We start from the raw sequence: 19478 nt of genomic DNA on the forward strand, positions 1-19478 counted from the left end.
AGACTATTTTTACAATGTGCAACTATACATAGTTCATCACAATAATAATCAAGCACTACTCTAAATTTTCTTATCATCTGGTCCACTATTTTTAGAATTTTGGGAAGCAATAATATACTGTTCAATTAAAGCAACAATTTGCTTATTTTGTGGTAAATCAGAATGTTCCGATTCATTTCCTGTGACAGTTATTTCTGTATAGGATTTCGCTTGATTTTGATAAATATATTTTCCGGCATTAACACTTTGATATGGAACAATTCCATCATTATTGTAATTATCTGTTCCAGCAATCGAGTACAACACTAAGTTAGTTGGAATTTTTTTTCGATTCTTTACAAAATCCGCTAACATCTGTGTTCTTGTACTCTGATTAGTTTCTTCACCATTATATGGTGAACCTATCGTCATTAACGTATTAATTGAGGCCGCTTTATCATCAAAATATTCTTCTAAAAATGTCGTATAAATAAGACCTCCGTTAGAGTGCCCGATACCATTAAATTGATTAAATTTATATTTATCAGCAAGATACGTAAACGCTATATCAAACCATTTAGCTTGTTTTTTTATACTATTATAGCCATTCGAATTATCTTCAAAACCAACAACTATGAAAGGTTGCATATCTCGTTTAGCTATTTTACCAGTAATTTTAAGTTTTCCAGTTTTCTGAACCGTTATCTTTAACAAACTATGCGTTCGATTTGTTGAAGTATTTAAAACATCAATCAATTCATCAAATCGATCTTGATTTGCACTGCTTCCTGGTATTAAAATAACTGGATTTAACTTTGAATTATGAATAATTCGGCTTGTTTTGACCTTTTTAGTGTTCCATGTATTTGCCGGTACGATAACAGCTAAAAAACAAGCTAAGATAGCTATCCAAATAAACACGTATTTAACTATTTTCCGTTTATTTTTCATTTAGCTTACCTCCATCAATATTCATTGCCTTATTATTTAATTTTACAAACGGCATATAAATTAAAACTGTAATAATAAGCACAATTCCTGATACAACTAATGTACTCCAATACCCATCAGTTCCTAAAAATGCCATTAATGGTGCTGGAGTCGTTTCAGGTAAGCTGTAAACTGCTGGAGGTATCCACTTAAAGTAAATACAGAAGTACCCAATCAACATTGAAACGATGGGTGATAAGATAAACGGAACCATTAAAATAGGATTTAAAATAATTGGTAACCCAAACATCAATGGAAAATTAATATTCACAAAGCTTGGAATAATTGATATTTTTGCTATTTTACGACTATTTTTATTTTTAGACATTATCAATATTGCTATAATTAAAGATAAGGTCATTCCTGTTCCACCAAAGCTACCAAAACTGTCATAAATTGTATGTATAGAGATAGGAAAAGGTACACCAAAAGACGTGCCATGCTTTAACGCATAACTTAAGTTACTGACAACCGAAGTATCATCTAAGCCGCCTTGTGCAATTCCTAAAGAACCAGAAATTCCTATACCAGATAAAACAGTATTGAAAAAGGATAAAAATAAAATAGTTATAATTAAATGCCTTGATTTAACTTCTGTTAATCTAAACATAGAATATAAGAGACCATTCACACCGATTTGATTAACCAATGAAACTAACATGACTAGTCCAATTAAAATCCCCAATATTATCACTATCGGCAACAGACTCTCTAAACCACGAGAAATAAATGTATATTGATCTACTTTTTCTTGCTTATTTTTAGGTGAAAACCATTTAAAGATATATCCTACAAAGACCCCCAAAATCAGTGAGATAAAAATCCCTTTAACACCTAACTCTTGAATCAAGAATGTCCCCTGATCACTATCAGGGTTTAAACTTGATAAATTATAATTCAAAATAAGCATCCCGACTGCCCCAGTGAATCCTGCAATTTGTTCATCTTTTTTAAAGGACCGAGTCATGTATTTTGCGCTCAAAAAAGCTGTCATTACTGCGATAAAACTCATTGTAACTGTATTAATAATTTCGAATATATTTGTTATGATTTTTTCATAAGGTAACCATGATGAAATATTATATACTTGATTAAAGAACCCTTGTTCTGATAAAACGCTAGAACTAAGCGCCATACTAAAACTTCCAATAATAATAAACGGTAAGATAATTGCAAATGTTTTTTCAATTGCTTGATAAACAAAAGTTTTTTTAAAACGTAAATCAACTCTTAACAATTTTTGCGAAAACGTCACCCATAGTTTATTCATTGAATAACCCCCTTATCTATTTTTTATTATAAACCAATAGTAACCCAACAACAAAATGTTAATTATAAACTTTGAGGGTGTACACTTTCTGGTGTTGGTAAAATAAAATTCATCAACACCAGTTTTTTATTCTGAAAACAAAAAAAGAGGCCACCGGCCCCTGCTATGATTAAGTTGCAAAACATAATCAAAAGCGAGGGATGCTGATGATCACAATTAATTCCGCACTATTACTATTAGGAACAGAAGACGAAAATATTAAGAAAATTAACGTTTCCGATGATTTTGTTAGAATAGTATCACGTAAAAGAAAAGTTAATATCATAGATGCACCATTAACATACATACCTCCAAGAGACCCAGATTGTGGCTATTTAACTATGATCAAAAATGGAACACGTTTAGTTAATGCTAGAATTTCTAGCGTAAATGGCTATGAATTTCATTTGCGATTACGGAACCAACGCTTTATTTGGGCTTCATGTCAAAGTGCGATTGATGCTGAAACACATAATTTTGTAGCGATACTGCCTAATCGTTTTAACAGTGTTATTAAGGAACATTTTTTTAATGCATATATTCTAAAAGAAAGACAATTTGTAACCTCTGTTGTTGTAGACCTGAATGCTCAATATCAAAGTATCATTCATCAACTATTCCCAAATGCTTAAATAATTATTGATCGTTTTCATTTAGTTTAACTGGCTGGTAAAGCCTTAGATTGTGTTCGTATAGATACTTTAAATCAGATAATTGATCATAAAAATAGAGAATATAAATCTTTAAAAACTCAGTTATTAGAAAACTATCAACCAAATAACAGTGAAATGGATACTGTAATAACCACTTTCATAAAGAATCCACATTATATTGAAAATATTTTTATCTTCAACTTATTAAAACGGTCCTATAGAAGGACTTAATCGAAAAATTAAAACACTTAAACGTAGCAGTTACGGTTTCGGAAACTGACATCATCTTTTTGAAAGAATTTTATTAATTCATAACTAAAAAAAGGAAATCCTTTTGGATTTCCCTTAATTAGATTAGACGTTTATTGTCTCACCATCACTATTTGACGCAGACCCAATTTAATCTACGCTTTTGATTATAAACAAAAGCCCTAATGTAATTCCCCATTCTATTACCAATATAATAATCAGTTCCCACAAAGGAATTATAGTTAATAACAAAAATGCACCACCTGGGAGTGAAAGTACTAATATACTCACTGTAATAATAAAAAAATATTTCCAAAAACGTTTTAAATATCTATTAGGCATTATAGCTAGGATTATTAACAATAAAAATGTTAATAATCCCATGACCACTGCCAAATCGTCCCATAATGTGCCTCCAAAATAATATGAAAATGGCGCTAATTTTCCATGTATTACTATACTTGGATAAATGAGACCACCATAACATAATCCACTAAAAAGAAGTAGTCCCCGAAGTATCCATCCGCTTGCTTCTTTAATTACTTTCATTTTAAAACCCCTCTCTCAGATTATTATGATGTTATTTTATGAATATCATTTGGCTTGAACGGACTACTAAAATTGCCAAGCAATCCATAATGTTTCTTTTTTCTATATGCCTCAACATGAGCACCCTTTTTGTATATTGCTGAAAAAAATCTTTCTTGCTCGCATGCTTTGCTTTGTCATCTTATGCAATCATTTCAGTAAGAGTAGTTTTAGCACCCGGCTTAACTTGATTTTCATATACAGGCCAAATAGATGAACTACACAAATCATAAAACTCTTGATAGTTCATATCCTATTGCTTAATTTTACCCTCTTTGACTCCTATATTATATGCTTTAGTTATATCACGGCTCATAAATGTATCCTGAGCATAAATATGATTAGGTACTAATAATACTGAACAAAACTTCATTAAAATAGCTATTACTTTAATACTTTTTCATTAACAACAATCTAACGCTATCATAATTTTAATGTTACTTCAAATAATTTAACTATAATATTAATCTAAGTTAATACTTTAAAAACTTAAAAAAGCCAGCCTCTTAAATTAATACTTTTTTCCGTAATGCACAAAAAGAATTAAAAAATTGATAAAAATATATCTATATGTTATTGAAAATATTAATTATAAACTTTAATTAGAAATCGAAAACTTATAATTTCTGCCCCTTTTCTGCCCCTTTTAGCGACTTTAATGCGACTTTTTGAAGCAAGGTTCAATTATATAGGTCTACCAAATTTTTAGACAAATAAAAAAGCCTTGATTACCAAGGCTTTTCAACGTCAATCTAACGGCGAGCTTCTTTAATACGAGCAGCTTTACCATTAAGGGCACGTAAGTAGTACAATTTAGCACGACGAACACGACCATGACGGATAACTTCAATTTTAGCAACACGAGGTGAATGCAATGGGAAAGTACGTTCAACACCGACACCGTTACTAATTTTACGAACAGTGTAACTTGAACTAATACCTTTACCACGGCGTTTTAAAACGACACCTTCGAAAAGTTGGATACGTTCACGTGTGCCTTCAACAACACGGGCGTGAACTCGAACAGTATCACCTGGGCGGAACTCAGGAATATCTGTACGTAATTGTGCTTCTGTAAGTTTTGCGATCATTGGACTCATAATTTGGATCTCCTTTTCAACAGAAATTCATTCACATTCACTATGCCAGCGGAATATCGTAATTTTATGTGGCTTTTAACCACTTTTAAAATTGTATCATATTACTTTATAGGCGTAAAGGTTATTTCCTTTACTTTCCAGATTTTATGTCAGCTAACCATTCAACTTGTTGTTTAGATAATTGAATATCTTTCAACAAATCTGGTCTTCTCTCAAATGTTCGTCTCAATGATTCTTTTTGACGCCATTCATCGATTAATTTATGATTCCCATTTGTTAGAACTTCAGGAACTTTCATCCCTCTAAAATCAGCTGGCCGTGTATATTGCGGATATTCTAACAAGCCGTTTGAAAATGAATCTCCGGGAGCAGATTCTTTATTGCCTAAAACTTCAGGTAACAATCGAACAGTCGCATCAATCATGACCATGGCTCCTAGTTCCCCACCCGTTAAAATGTAATCACCAAGTGAAACCTCATCAGTTACAAGTTCGCGGATACGTTCATCATAGCCTTCATAGTGACCACAAATAAATGTTAGATGTTCTTCTTTCGCAAATTCTTCAGCCACATTTTGGTCAAATTTACGTCCTGCTGGATCTAAAAGGATAACTTTACCTTTTGTGTCAGATTCCTTTTGAACAGCTTCTAAAGTGTCAAAAACTGGCTGTGCTTGTAATAACATACCTGCACCACCACCATATGGGTAATCGTCCACATGATTTTGTTTATCAGTTGTAAAATCTCTAAAATTAGTAATTTTTAAATCAAGAACGTCCTTATCAATTGCCTTACCAACAATTGATTGTTTCATGGGACCATCAAACATTTCTGGAAATAAACTCAAAACATCAATTTTCATATTTAGTCGTCCAATCCTTCTAAAAGTTCAACCGTTACAATATTGTTATCAATATCGACAGTTTTTATAACATCTTTAATAACTGGTAACAATAAATCACCCTGTCCCTGACGCTTAACAACCCAAACGTCATTAGCTCCTGGGCTTAAAATTTCATAAATAGAGCCAATTTTTTCTTCATTTTCATTTTGGACATCTAAGCCGATAATTTGATGGTAATAGTAATTACCTTCTTCTAATTCCCGAAGACCTTTATCAGCGACTTTAAGATCTAATCCTTTATACTTCTCAACCAGGTTAATATCTTGTAATCCTTCAAACGTCACGAGTTCAAAATTTTTATGATGTCTATAGGTCATAACCGTTAACGAAATAACTTGTTTTCCGCTCTTATCAAACAGATACAAGACGGTTCCCTTTTTAAAACGCTCAGAAACGAAGTCAGTTGTAGCCATAACTCTAACTTCTCCTTTGATTCCATGAGTATTGACGATTGTTCCTACTTGATAATAATCCATATTTACTCCTTTTTATTGTAAAATAAAAACTCCCAAACAAAACATTGCTGCTTCATTCAAGAGTTACTATTTTAATCTAATATGTTTAGACGCACTCGTTTCGAACTTGTTAAACGCACACCATAGATTATTGTTCTAATAGCTTGCGCAACTTGTCCGTGCTTCCCAATAATACGGCCAATATCATCTGAATTCACAGATAATTCAAAATAGACATAATGATCATCTTGTTTCTGTCCTATTTGGACATCATCAGGATTTTCAACAAGCGGTTTGACAATTGTTAAAATTAAACTTGTCACTTCTGCTTCAGTCATTTAATCGTCCTTATTTTTTAGAGAATTTAGCTTCATGGAATTTCTTCATGATGCCTGCATTTGAAAGAATGTTACGTACAGTATCTGATGGTTGTGCACCATTGTTCAACCAGTTTAAAATACTTTCTTCTTCAAGTGTTACTGTTTGTGGTTCTGTTAATGGGTTGTAAGTACCAACGTTTTCGATGAAACGGCCATCACGTGGTGAACGTGAATCAGCTACAACGACACGGTAGAACGGTCTCTTTTTAGAACCCATACGTTTTAAACGAATTTTTACTGACATTAATATACACCTCCTGATATCTACTTCAACAATAATTAATATACCAGTTATTTATCAGCTTGTAAAGGTTTTTTTCTTGACAGTTAAAATAAATTATCAAAATGTCCCTTAAGCCATACCAGTATTGGTTATTTAATGATTATTTTCTAGAGTTTTTATTTTTCTTCATACGTTTTTTCTTGTTTTTCTTGTTCTTACGAACCATAGAATTCATAGACATCTTAGCTAAGCGACCTGTTACGCCCTTGCCAAGCATCCCTTCCATACCTTCAAAATTACCGCTATTCATTTTCTTCATCATTTTCTTCATTTCGCCAAATTGCTTAATCATTCGGTTAACTTCAACAATTGGACGACCTGCACCAGCAGCAATACGTCGTCGACGACTGGGGTTCAAGATGTCTGGATTTTCGCGTTCTTTAGGTGTCATTGAGTATACTGTCGCACGCATATGGTCAATATCCTTGGGATCCATTTTAACATTCTTCATAGCTGGATTATTAGCCATCCCTGGAATCATCTTCATAATATCTTCCATAGGACCCATTTTTTGTAATTGATCCATTTGACTTAAAAAATCATTAAAATCAAATGTATTTTCTTGAAATTTTTCAGCCATTTTAGCTGATTCATTTTCATCAAAATCTTGTTGTGCTTTTTCAATCAGCGTGAGCATATCACCCATGCCTAAAATTCTTGATGCCATACGATCTGGATAGAATACGTCCAAATCAGTTAATTTTTCACCTTGTCCGATAAATTTAATTGGTTTACCCGTCACTGAACGAATTGATAACGCAGCACCACCACGAGTGTCACCATCTAATTTAGTTAAGACGACACCAGTAACATCTAATTGTTCATTAAAGCCTTTAGCAACATCTACCGCACTTTGTCCAGTCATTGAATCAACAGTCAAAAGAATTTCATTTGGGTTCGCTAAGGCCTTAATTTGAGCTAATTCGTCCATTAGCGTTTCATCAATTTGTAAACGACCAGCTGTATCAATAATAATGTAATCATTTTTATTTTCTGCAGCTTGTGCTAAACCTTGTCGAACAATTTCAACAGGGTTTACTTTTGTACCCAATTCAAAAACAGGTATTTCCAAATCTCGACCTAAAACTTGTAATTGGTCGATAGCAGCTGGACGATAAATATCGGCTGCTATCATTAAAGGTCTCGCATTTTCTTCTTTTTTTAATGTTAAAGCAAGTTTACCAGCTGTGGTTGTTTTACCAGCCCCTTGTAAACCAACCATCATAATAATTGTTGGTATTTTAGATGACTTGTTCAATGGAACAGCTGTTTCACCCATGACTTTAGTTAATTCTTCATTTACAATTTTGACGATTTGTTGTGATGACGTTAAACTCTCAAGTACTTCCGCACCAATTGCACGTTCACGAACAACCTTAACGAACTCTTTAACCACTGTAAAGTTAACATCGGCTTCAAGTAAGGCTAAGCGAATTTCACGCATAACCTCTTTTAAATCAGTTTCAGATATTTTACCTTTGCGACGGAGTTTCGTCATCGCATTTTGTAATCTTTCTGTTAATCCTTCAAATGCCATTTTTAACTACCTACCCTTACTCTTCGTCTAATTCTTCTAATTGATTAATTAGATCGGTTAATTTTTGATCCTCTTTATAAGTACTATCTGTGTATTGCTTAATTTGGTCTAATTTTTCATTACGTTGAATAAAATTATGATACAAATTCAACTTATCTTCATAATCTTCTAAAATTTTTTCTGTTCGTTTGATATTATCATAAACGGCTTGCCGACTAACATCAAAATTGTCCGCAATCTCACCAAGTGAAAAATCATCACCATAGTACATGGCCATATATTCAGCCTGTTTTTTAGTTAATAATGACTCATAAAATTCAAACAATGCATTTACTCGATTTGTTTTATCAATCGCCACTAAAAAAACTCCTTCGTTTTTGTTTCATTCAGTCCTACTTAGAAGGGTACCGATTTTAGCCCTAAACGTCAATAGCAAAAAGAAGTCCGATTAGTTTAATCTGACTTCTAAGATTATTCTTCTGTTGATTCAGGTTGTTCTTGAATAAGTCCTTTAAACAAACCATAAATGAAATCTTCTGCATTAAAATCACGTAAGTCATCCATTTGCTCACCTAATCCAGCAAGTTTTACTGGTAAATGCATTTCATTACGAATGGCTAACACGATACCACCACGAGCAGTTCCATCTAGCTTAGTTAATACAATACCACTCACATCAGTTGTTTCTTTAAATTGTTTAGCTTGGATTAAAGCATTTTGACCCATTGTTGCATCCAAAACAAGTAAAACTTCATGAGGTGCATCTGGAATTTCTCGAGAAATGATTCGTTTAATTTTATCTAATTCATTCATCAAGTTAACTTTATTCTGCAAACGACCAGCTGTATCAACTAGTAAAATATCGTAATCTTCTTCTTTGGCACGTTTTACCGCGTCAAAAATAACAGAGGCTGGATCACTTTTTTCTGGTCCACGAACGATATCGACATCAACACGACGGCTCCATTCAGCAAGTTGTTCTATTGCACCCGCTCTAAATGTATCTCCAGCAGCTAAGAGTACTTTTTTGCCTTCTTCATGATAACGGTGTGCTAGTTTCCCAATAGTTGTTGTTTTACCAACGCCATTAACACCAACAAATAAAATAACAGTTGGACCTGATTCAGCTTGCGCAATAGAATTATCTTCGTCTTTACCCTCTGATTCATACAAATCTACCAATTTTTCAATAATTGCTGCAGAAACAGCATCTGGATTGCTTACATTTCTTAATTTAACTTCTTCTTGTAACTCACGGCTAATTTTCATAGCCGTTTCAAATCCAACATCAGCTTCAATTAAAGTTTCTTCTAACTCTTCAAAAAAATCTTCATCGACTGTTCTAAAATTAGCAAACAGTGAGTTTAAGCGTTGTCCAAAGGTTTTTCTTGATTTTTCAAGGCCTTTATCATATTTTTCTTGTTCAGATGATTCTGGTTCTTCACCTGTAAAAGCTTGCTTAATTCTACTAAATATTCCCATCTGTAGCGCCTCCTAATCTTTTATTAGTATATCAAACCGTTTTGTCTAATGATACCGAAACCATTTTAGAGATACCAGACTCTTGCATTGTAACACCATACAAAATATTAGCTTCAACCATTGTTCCATTTCGATGCGTTATCACAATAAATTGCGTTTCTTGATGAAATGATTTTAGATAACTAGCAAATCGAGCTACATTTGCATCGTCAAGCGCAGCTTCTGCTTCATCCAAGATACAAAAAGGAACTGGTTTTACTCTTAAAATAGCAAATAGTAGCGTAATTGCGGTCAAAGCTTGTTCTCCGCCAGAAAGTAAACTCAAACTTTGAACTTTTTTACCAGGCGGCTGCGCTAGAATATCAATTCCAGTTGTTAAAAGATTTTCTGGATCAGTTAATTCTAATCTAGCTTTACCACCACCAAACATAACAGGGAATATCTCCTCAAATTTCTTAGAGATATCAATAAAACTAGCTTTAAATCTTTTTTCAACTTCAGTATCCATATCCATCATAGTTTTCTTTAATTGTTCATCGGCTTCTAATAAATCATTTTGTTGGTCTAATAAGAATGAGTAACGTTCATTAACTCTTTCAAATTCATCAATCGAGGCCACATTAACCTCACCAATTTCTTTTAGCCCTTTTCTCAATAATTTTTGTTGCGCCAAAATTTGTTCAAGAGGTTGCTGACTTTCTAATTTTTCAGCCTCTTCAAAAGTCTGTTGAAAATCACTAGCTAGCTTAGCTAGAAACTCATCAAGCGACTCATTAAGTTGTTGTTGTTGATTTTCAGCTTTGATTTTATCTGCAATAATATTTCTCTGCAACTCAGATAAACGAGATAAATGGCTATTTTCTTCAGTTAAAGTTTGATTAATATTAGTTCTGTTCTTTTTAAAATCAGCTAACTTTAAATCGGCTTCTTCTGCTTGCCTTTGAAATTCTTGTAATTCTTTTTGGATATCTTTTTCTTTCACCTGACTATTTTCGGTATTTCTGAGTAAGTCTTGATGTTGTTGATTTATCAATGTAGCTTTATCAACTAATTCCTGAATATCGTTATTCAGCAGCATAACATTAGCGTGTTGCTGTTTTAATTGTTCTTGGAATACTAATAAACTTTCACGATGGTTTTGTTTCTTAACTTGTTGCTGCTGTTCAAATTGATTACTATTTTTTAATTGTAAGTCAATATCAGAAATATCATTATTTGCTACTTGTATTTGTCGTGCTAATTCAATAATTTTTTGTTCATTGTCTTTAAATTTTATTTGGTTATTAATTTTATCAGTTTGATTTTTTTCAAATTCATCATATTTTTCAGTCGTTTTAAGTTCTTGCTGTTCTAAAATTAACCGACTAGTTGTTAATTTAGATTGTGTTGTTTGATATTGACTTTTTAAATCAACAACAATCAATTCAAGCGACTCGATCATTTCTTTTTGCTTTTCAACAGTCACTCTAGCTTCATTGCCACGAACTTCACGAGCCTCTAATTCTTGTTGCATTTTTTGGATACTTTCATCTAATTGTAGAATAGTTTGCTTCTGATTTAACAATCCACTGGTATGTTGCTGTTTACCACCAGTTATTGCACCACCTGCATTTATTACTTCTCCAGTCCGTGTGACAACTTTAACTCGATGATTCAAATCACGACTAACTTTAATTGCCGTATCCATATCTTCAACGATAATTGTTGTCCCTAGCAAATACTGACTAATTTCAATAAATTGAGGTTCAACTTTAATTAACTCTGACGCAATACCGATGACTCCTTCATACTTTAAGACGAAACGTTGTGCATCACCGATAGAACGTCCCTTAATAGCTGAAATAGGCAAAAATGTTGCCCGACCAAATTTATTATCCGTTAAAAATTTAATTGCATTCTTTGCAACAGACTCTTCTTGCACAACTACCTGTTGTAATTGCGCACCCAATGCTGTCTCTATTGCTTGATTAATTTCCTTTGGGACCGTAATTAATTCTGCCACTGAACCATATAAACCAGGAAACTTATTTTTTTCTTTTAAAATTGCTTTAACGCCTTGATAATAGCCGTTATAACTATTTTGCGTCAAAAGTAGATTATCCTTTTTATTTTTCGCCTGTACTAAAACGTTTGATGCTTCAAACCATCTACGTTGCTGTGCCTCGTAAGAATCGTTATTTTTTTTCAAGGCAATCTTTAATTTAGCTAATTCTTTTTCTTCATTAATTAATTTATTATCAATCAAATTAAATTCAGTTTTTTTAGTTTTAAAATCGTTTTTTGCTTGTGTTAAATACTCTTGTTCAGTAGCTAATAAGTCATCATTAACCTTAGCCTGTGAATCAAAATTTAATGTTTTTTGTAAAAACTCATTCTCACTTTGTAATCGTGTACGTTGTTGAATAGTATCATTAACAACGCGCCTTAATTCTTTTGAACGATCTTGTCCAGAAATATCCGCTGTTTCTAACGTTTTATCAATCGCTTCAATAAACATGTTCTCATCAGTAATATTTTTCTGTAAAGCTAATGACCGCTTATCTAAATTAGCTAATGACTCTTGTTTCAAAATAATTTGTTCATTCACCGATTCTTGTTCTTTTTTTAATTCTGTTATTTTTTGCTTTTCAAAATCTTTTTTTTGAGTTGATATATTACTTTGACCCATCAACCGTTCTTTATTAATTGTTAAATCTAATAGTTTGTTTTGTGTATGATCAATCATTTTTTCAATATTCTCTAGTTCTGAGCGATAACCTGCAATTTCATGTTCTTTTACAGTGACCTTAGTCTTATAATCACTATCCATTTCAAGTAACTTATCTAACGAATGTGTGACATCCCTTTTTAGTTGCGATTGCCTTTTAATTTCTTTAACCAACCGACTAAGTTCTAACTCATCAAATTGCTTTTTTTGAGATAAATAATCCTTTGCCAAACTACTTTGCTCACGTAAAGGTTCAACTTGTCCTTTAAGTTCAAAAATAATATCAGAAACCCGGTTAAGATGACCTTTTGTTTCTTCTAATTGGCGAGTGGCAATATTTTTTTCTTGTTTATATTTTAAAACACCAGCAACTTCTTCAATAATCGAACGTCTGTCTTCGGGCTTACTATTAAAAATTTCAGCAACTCTACCCTGAGAAATGATTGAAAATGACTCTTTTCCAAGACCAGTATCCATGAATAGATTGGTTATATCTTTAAGACGACACTGCTTTTGATTAATTAAAAACTCGCTGACACCATCTCTAAATAATCGTCTTGTAACGGTTATTTTTTCAGGATTATCTTGAATATAAAAATCAGAATTATCAAAAATAATACTAACTTCAGCACGATTAACTGCTGATCTGTTCCCTGAACCAGCAAATATAACGTCAGGCATTTTATTTCCACGTAAATTTTTGGCTGATTGTTCACCAAGTACCCAGCGAATTGCTTCAATAATATTACTTTTACCGCTACCGTTAGGACCGACAATACCAGTCATCCCGTCTTTAAATTCAATTGTTGTTTTGTCTGCAAATGATTTAAAACCATTAATGACTAAAGACTCTAATTTCATCCGTCACTAACCCCCTGAACATTTTTACTTTCTGAGTAATCCTAATGCATTACTTGCTGCTTGTTGTTCTGCAACTTTTTTAGAATGTCCTGCCCCTTGTCCAATGATTTTGCCATCAGCACTGACAGACATAACATATTGTCTGTCATGCTCTGGACCAAGGTCATCAACAACATCATAGGTAATGACAACATCACCATCTTTTTGTAAAAACTCTTGTAGCGACGTTTTATAATCCATAACATGGTCAAACCAGCCTAAGTCTAATTTTGGAAAAATAACTTTCCTGATAAATGTTTCAACAGCTAATTTACCTTGATCTTGATAAAGCGCTCCTACAAAAGATTCAAAAATATCACATAATAACGCAGGTCTTTGACGTGCATTTGATTTTTCTTCACCTTTACCTAAACGAATAAATTCATCAAATCGGCATTCTTTAGCAAATGCGCTGAAACTCTCTTCACATACCATTGCAGCTCTTAGACGCGTTAATTTCCCTTGTGGCAGCATTGTATACCGCTGATATAAATATTCTGAAACTGTTAATTGTAAAACAGCGTCTCCTAAAAATTCAATTCGTTCATAAAATTTTAAATTTTCTTTGGGATGTTCATTTACATATGATGCCTGTGTGAATGCTTCATCTAATAAATCCGTATTCACAAATTTAATATTAAAATCTTCTGCTAACATTTCATTTAAACCTTTAATCATTATTATCCTCCGTTATTATCATTATTGCTCTTACAATTATACCTGTTTTAATCACTAAAAGGTACTCCATACAAAAAAAGCGCTGACAAATATCATTGTCTAACGCTTTTAATGAACGATTTAATATACGTGTTGAATTATTATTTTTGGTTAGCTTTAATAAAAGTGACAACGTCTCCGACAGTTGTTAAACTTTCTGCATCTTCATCAGAAATTTCTGCACCAAATGTATCTTCAAGTTCTAAAACGAACTCAACAACATCAATTGAATCTGCATCTAAATCCTTTTTAAAATCTAAGTCATTCGTAATTTTTTCTACTGGCAAATCAAAATGTTCGTCTATAATTTTAACAATTTTTCCAAAAATTTCTTCTTCTGTCATTCCAATAGCCTCCTTTTGAATCATGACGTAATTTTAACCATTTTTCAGAGAAATGTCTAGTTAATTTTATTTTCACTAGTTTCCTTTTCAAAATAGTTAACAATATTAGGTACTACATCTGTATTAACCATATCATTGATTTGGTTAATTGTGTAATAAACAACTTCAGCCTTACTTGATCCATGTGATTTTACAACTGGTGCTTTAATACCTAGTAAAACCGCACCGCCATACTTAGGTGAATCCATTTTATTCTTCAATTGTTTTAAACTTGGTTTCAGTAAAAGTGCACCAATTTTAGCACGCAAGCCACCACTCATAATGGCACTTCTGAGTAATGAAAACATTCCTAAAGCTGTCCCTTCAACGGATTTTAAAACAGCATTACCTGTAAATCCGTCAGAAACAACAATATCAGCTTTACCAGAAAGCAAATCATTAGATTCAATATTACCCACAAAATTTAATTCGGTATCGTTTTGTAATAATTGGTACGCTTCTTGCGTCACTTTGTTGCCTTTATGTGGTTCTGTCCCATTATTTAATAAACCAATTTTAGGATTACTAATATGGCGAACATTTTTAGCGTAATAGTTACCTAAGACAGCATATTGATGCAAGTGTTCAGGTTTACTATCCGCATTGGCTCCAGCATCTAATAAATTTACAGTATTATCACTAGAAATAACTGGCAATGTTGCTAATAAACCAGGTCGTGGAATACCCTTAATACGGCCAATTATAAACAAACCAGCAGCAAGTAGTGCCCCTGTATTACCGCATGAAAATACGGCATCATTCTCACCATCTTTAACAGATTGAGCTGCTAAGACCATTGATGCTTTTTTCTTTGAACGAATTGCCTTAACTGGTTCATCATTCCCATCAATTTCCTCATCCGTGTGAACAATTGTGATATTTTTATCATCTTTTAAGAATTCACGAATTCTTTTTTCATCTCCGTACAACGTAAATTGAATGGTGCTATCTTCGTCTCTAGCACGTTCAACGCCCTCGACGATTGATTGCGGTGCAAAATCGCCGCCCATTGCATCAACTGCTAACTTCATAATTATATTCTCCTAACTTATTTAATCGAATTTTAAATCTGTATTTTGATGGTTTTTTAAATAATCGTTTAGTGGTTTAAATTCAGGATTACTTTCAAAGTCATCTCTAAAAACTATTTCGTGCGCTTCTTGTTGGGCCACTTGTAATGCATTGATATCACCTATGGGATCACCGATTTTAAAATCAGGTATTCCAGATTGCTTACGGCCTAATACATCGCCAGCACCTCGCAACTCTAAATCTTTTTGCGAAATGACGAAACCGTCTGTTGTCTCTGTCATAATTTGCATGCGCTGTCTTCCAAAATCATTTTTAGGATCAGCAATTAAAATACAATAAGATGCTTTCTTACCACGGCCAACCCGACCTCGTAATTGATGTAATTGCGCTAACCCAAACCGTTCAGCATTATGAATCATCATCACAGTAGCATTAGGTACATCAACGCCGACTTCGATAACCGTTGTTGAAACCAATATTTGATATTTATTGGCCTTAAAATCGGCCATAATCTGATCCTTTTCATCATTCTTCATTTTGCCATGCAGTAATCCAACTTTATATTTTGGCTCAAATATTTCTTTCATATTTTCGTATAAAGCTAATGCATTTTTTAAATCTAGTGTTTCAGATTCATCAATTAGTGGTGTAATAATATAAGCTTGTGAGCCTTGAATCAACTGTTCTTTAATGAGATCGATTCCTTTACCTACTTGAGAACTCTTTAACCAAGATGTCGAAATAGGTTGGCGTCCTGCAGGTAGTTCATTAATCGTAGAAACATCCATTTCGCCATAAGCAGTGATTGCTAGCGTCCTAGGGATTGGCGTGGCCGTCATTGCTAAAACGTCCGGTTCAGCCCCCTTCTCTCTTAAAATGCGACGTTGATTCACACCAAATCGGTGTTGCTCATCAGTAATAACTAATCCAACGCGACTGAATGACACATCAGGTTGAATAATCGCATGTGTTCCAATAATTAAATTAACCTCACCTGATTCAAGATGTGCTAATAGTTCACGTCTAGCTTTAACTTTCATTGACCCAGTTAAAAGTGCAACATTAACTGGGAAATCTGCGAATAAGGTAGCCATGTTATTGGCATGTTGTTCAGCTAATATTTCTGTTGGCGCCATTAAAACGGCTTGATAGCCCGCCGTAATAGCCGCGTACATCACAATTGCTGCAACAATTGTTTTACCTGATCCAACATCACCTTGAAGTAATCGATTCATATGGATTGGTTGTTTCATGTCTGAACAAATTTCATTAACGACTCTTTTTTGAGCTGCCGTTAATTCAAATGGTAACGTCTGAATGAATTTTTTCAATTCATTATTTTGATAGTTAATTTTAATACCATCATTTTTAGTATCATTTCTTTTAATATACTGTAATTTCAATTGAAATAAAAAGAACTCTTCAAAAATAGCCGTCCGTTTGGCATCATGAAAATCTTTTTCATCCTGTGGAAAGTGAATATCATGTAACATCGTCTTACAATCAATTAAACGATACTTTTTAATCAGGTCATTTGGTAATATTGAATCAATTTGATTCGCATATTGCTCAAATGCTTGTGTAATTAACTGTCGAATTGCCGATTGATGAATATCTTTGGAAGAACGATATATCGCTGATAACCTATCATCATTTTGCTTCGTCAATAACTTCATCCCAGATAAACTTTTTCTTTTATCATCCCATTTACCATACACAGCTACTTCTTTACCAATCTCAAATTGTTTTTGCAAAAAAGGCTGATTAAAAAAACTAACGGTTATATTATCACTATCAATTAGTAATCTAACGTTTAACAGATTTCTTTTCTGACCAAACCGAATTAAAACTGGTTCAGAAGAGACAATTCCTTTTAGAGTTACTTTTTCTTGATCAGTAATTTCAGATAATTTTTTTGCTTTTAAATCGTCATAACGATACGGATAAAATGTTAATAAATCTATGATTGTATTAATTCCTAATTGATTAAGTGCAGTCAATTTTTTAGGCCCAACACCAGTTAAAACACTAACTGAATCATTCAATGATGACATTATGATACCTCACTTTCTACGGAATATAAAAAGCAGGAGAGAACATAGTCTCATCCCACCTTTACTTTTTACTATTTATTCAACTGAAATTAGGTATGGATAGACCGGTTGGTCTCCTTCGTGAATTTCGACTTCTAAATCTTCATCAATTTCATAAATGGCTTCTTCGATTTCTTTAGCTTCGTCCTCAGAACCGTCTTCACCCACAATAATTGTGATAATTTCGCTGTCTTCATCCAACATTTCTTTAGTCATTTCAATTGCAACTTTTTTACGATCATTATCGGTTACTTTGATGCTACCATCAATAATACCCATATAATTATCTTTTTTAATCTCAATACCTTCAATTGTTGTATCTCTAACTGCAATTGTTACTTGACCAGAAGTTACTGTATCCAAGTTTTCAATCATAGCATCTTTGTTTTCTTCTAATGTACTATCAATATTAAAACCAAGCATTGCTGTCATTCCTTGAGCGATTGTACGACTTGGTACAACAACTGTTGGAACTGTTGAAACTTCAACAGCTTGTTCAGCAGCTAAGAAAATATTTTTATTATTAGGTAAAATAATCACATTTTTAGCTTTAGTTGCTTCAATTGCCTTAACAATATCTTCCGTACTTGGATTCATTGTTTGACCACCACTTAAAATATAAGAAACGCCTAAACTTTTGAAAAGTGTCGCAACACCAGAACCAGATGAAATTGAAATAACTGCAATTTCGCTAGGTACTGCAGTTTCACTTGTTTCTTCAGTCTCTTCTTCATCATTTTCCAAAATTGTCTCATGTTGTTGACGCATATTATCAACCTTAACTTTGATTAATGAACCATAATGTTGACCATAAGTCATCACTTCACCAGGATTTTCTGTATGTACGTGAACTTTAACAACTTCATCATCGGCCACAACAAGAAGAGAATCACCAATTTCACTTAAATGATTTCTAAATTCATCATAATCAAATTTACGATCAACTAAACGACCAGCACCCAATTTAAGCATGATTTCTGTACAATAACCAAATTTAATATCTTCAGTACTTAATTTACTTTGAACACTCTGATGGTGACTGGCATTAACCATTTCATCCATTTCTTTTTCATTTGGTTTGTATTCTTCACTAATTGTTTCCTTACCAGTTAAGGCATCAAAGAAACCTTCATAAACAAATGTTAATCCTTGACCACCTGAATCAACAACACCAACCTCTTTTAAAACAGGTAATAAATCCGGTGTTGTTGCTAATGCTTTTTTAGCAGCTACATAAGTTGCTTCCATAACGACGATAACATCATCGCTCTCAGAGGCAGCTTTATTTGCAGCCTTAGCGGCTTCTCTTGCAACTGTTAAAATAGTTCCTTCAGTTGGTTTCATAACGGCTTTATACGCGACTTCTACGCCACCTGTCAAAGCATCTGACAAATCAGTAGCAGTTAAAACCTCTTTAGCTTGGATCCGTTTATAAAAGCCTCTAAAAATTTGTGATAAAATAACGCCTGAGTTGCCTCGAGCACCCATCAGTAAACCTTTAGCTAAAATCGAAGATAGTTCACCAACATGTTCAGAAGGTGAATCTTGAACATACTTTGCCCCACTTGCGAACGAAAGGTTCATATTTGTACCTGTATCACCATCTGGCACTGGAAATACATTCAATGAATTAATAAATTCGGCATTTTTAGCCAATCGTTGTGAGCTAATTTGGACCATTTTTCTAAATTCTTGGTCCGTAATTTTCGTAACAGTCACTTCTTTTTCCTCCTTGGT

18 protein-coding genes are annotated in these 19478 nt (G+C 33.2%); 1 reads left to right on the forward strand and 17 read right to left on the reverse strand.

The window, feature by feature from the left end:
- Nucleotides 1-60: 60 nt before the first annotated feature.
- Both AC1RPW_RS02735 and AC1RPW_RS02740 read right to left on the reverse strand, forming a co-directional pair.
- Complete coding sequence (locus AC1RPW_RS02735) at nucleotides 61-930, reverse strand: alpha/beta hydrolase (RefSeq protein WP_481761273.1); 870 nt, start codon at nucleotides 928-930, stop codon at nucleotides 61-63.
- Nucleotides 920-2239, reverse strand: a complete 1320-nt coding sequence (locus tag AC1RPW_RS02740) for a PTS transporter subunit EIIC (RefSeq protein WP_481761272.1) — start codon at nucleotides 2237-2239, stop codon at nucleotides 920-922. Before AC1RPW_RS02740 ends, AC1RPW_RS02735 begins: the two co-directional genes overlap by 11 nt.
- 200 nt (nucleotides 2240-2439) lie before the next feature.
- On the opposite strand from AC1RPW_RS02740, the gene AC1RPW_RS02745 reads away from it, so the two are divergent.
- Nucleotides 2440-2910 (forward strand): transposase, encoded by a 471-nt coding sequence (locus AC1RPW_RS02745; protein WP_481762175.1) that lies wholly within the window; start codon nucleotides 2440-2442, stop codon nucleotides 2908-2910.
- A 420-nt stretch (nucleotides 2911-3330) separates the two neighbouring features.
- Here the strand turns inward: AC1RPW_RS02745 and AC1RPW_RS02750 are convergent, their stop codons facing one another.
- The 15 genes from AC1RPW_RS02750 to AC1RPW_RS02820 form a co-directional block, all read right to left on the reverse strand.
- Nucleotides 3331-3729 carry a hypothetical protein gene (locus AC1RPW_RS02750; RefSeq protein WP_481761270.1) on the reverse strand — a complete coding sequence of 133 codons (399 nt, stop codon included), beginning with the start codon at nucleotides 3727-3729 and terminating at the stop codon, nucleotides 3331-3333.
- 791 nt (nucleotides 3730-4520) lie between these two features.
- The gene (gene rplS / locus AC1RPW_RS02755) at nucleotides 4521-4868 is read right to left on the reverse strand and encodes a 50S ribosomal protein L19 (protein ID WP_057973468.1); all 348 of its coding nucleotides are present in this window, start codon (nucleotides 4866-4868) and stop codon (nucleotides 4521-4523) included.
- A 130-nt stretch (nucleotides 4869-4998) separates the two neighbouring features.
- A complete protein-coding gene (gene trmD, locus AC1RPW_RS02760; RefSeq protein WP_481761269.1) occupies nucleotides 4999-5730 on the reverse strand; it encodes a tRNA (guanosine(37)-N1)-methyltransferase TrmD in 732 nt (243 codons plus the stop codon).
- Between the two features lie 2 nt (nucleotides 5731-5732).
- The gene (rimM, locus tag AC1RPW_RS02765) at nucleotides 5733-6248 is read right to left on the reverse strand and encodes a ribosome maturation factor RimM (RefSeq protein WP_481761268.1); all 516 of its coding nucleotides are present in this window, start codon (nucleotides 6246-6248) and stop codon (nucleotides 5733-5735) included.
- 71 nt (nucleotides 6249-6319) lie between these two features.
- The gene (locus AC1RPW_RS02770) at nucleotides 6320-6565 is read right to left on the reverse strand and encodes a KH domain-containing protein (RefSeq protein ID WP_409022598.1); all 246 of its coding nucleotides are present in this window, start codon (nucleotides 6563-6565) and stop codon (nucleotides 6320-6322) included.
- A gap of 10 nt (nucleotides 6566-6575) precedes the next feature.
- A complete protein-coding gene (rpsP, locus tag AC1RPW_RS02775; RefSeq protein WP_409022599.1) occupies nucleotides 6576-6851 on the reverse strand; it encodes a 30S ribosomal protein S16 in 276 nt (91 codons plus the stop codon).
- A gap of 139 nt (nucleotides 6852-6990) precedes the next feature.
- Nucleotides 6991-8427 carry a signal recognition particle protein gene (gene ffh, locus AC1RPW_RS02780; RefSeq protein ID WP_481761267.1) on the reverse strand — a complete coding sequence of 479 codons (1437 nt, stop codon included), beginning with the start codon at nucleotides 8425-8427 and terminating at the stop codon, nucleotides 6991-6993.
- Nucleotides 8428-8443: 16 nt separating this feature from the next.
- Entirely contained in the window at nucleotides 8444-8785 is a 342-nt protein-coding gene (locus AC1RPW_RS02785; protein WP_409022601.1) for a putative DNA-binding protein, read from the reverse strand.
- Between the two features lie 113 nt (nucleotides 8786-8898).
- A complete protein-coding gene (ftsY, locus tag AC1RPW_RS02790; RefSeq protein WP_481761266.1) occupies nucleotides 8899-9909 on the reverse strand; it encodes a signal recognition particle-docking protein FtsY in 1011 nt (336 codons plus the stop codon).
- Between the two features lie 31 nt (nucleotides 9910-9940).
- On the reverse strand, nucleotides 9941-13477 hold the full coding sequence (smc, locus tag AC1RPW_RS02795; protein ID WP_481761265.1) for a chromosome segregation protein SMC: 3537 nt from the start codon (nucleotides 13475-13477) through the stop codon (nucleotides 9941-9943).
- 24 nt (nucleotides 13478-13501) lie between these two features.
- Complete coding sequence (gene rnc / locus AC1RPW_RS02800; RefSeq protein WP_481761264.1) at nucleotides 13502-14194, reverse strand: ribonuclease III; 693 nt, start codon at nucleotides 14192-14194, stop codon at nucleotides 13502-13504.
- A gap of 140 nt (nucleotides 14195-14334) precedes the next feature.
- On the reverse strand, nucleotides 14335-14577 hold the full coding sequence (gene acpP / locus AC1RPW_RS02805) for an acyl carrier protein (RefSeq protein WP_409022605.1): 243 nt from the start codon (nucleotides 14575-14577) through the stop codon (nucleotides 14335-14337).
- 56 nt (nucleotides 14578-14633) lie between these two features.
- Nucleotides 14634-15647 (reverse strand): phosphate acyltransferase PlsX, encoded by a 1014-nt coding sequence (gene plsX / locus AC1RPW_RS02810; RefSeq protein WP_481761263.1) that lies wholly within the window; start codon nucleotides 15645-15647, stop codon nucleotides 14634-14636.
- 21 nt (nucleotides 15648-15668) lie between these two features.
- The gene (gene recG / locus AC1RPW_RS02815) at nucleotides 15669-17705 is read right to left on the reverse strand and encodes an ATP-dependent DNA helicase RecG (protein WP_481761404.1); all 2037 of its coding nucleotides are present in this window, start codon (nucleotides 17703-17705) and stop codon (nucleotides 15669-15671) included.
- Nucleotides 17706-17777: 72 nt separating this feature from the next.
- Nucleotides 17778-19460: a DAK2 domain-containing protein gene (locus AC1RPW_RS02820; protein WP_481761262.1), complete on the reverse strand. Its 1683-nt coding sequence runs from the start codon at nucleotides 19458-19460 to the stop codon at nucleotides 17778-17780.
- Nucleotides 19461-19478: the final 18 nt, after the last annotated feature.

The sequence above is a fragment of the Dellaglioa sp. CoH-55-MRSF-8 genome, from assembly GCF_056782195.1.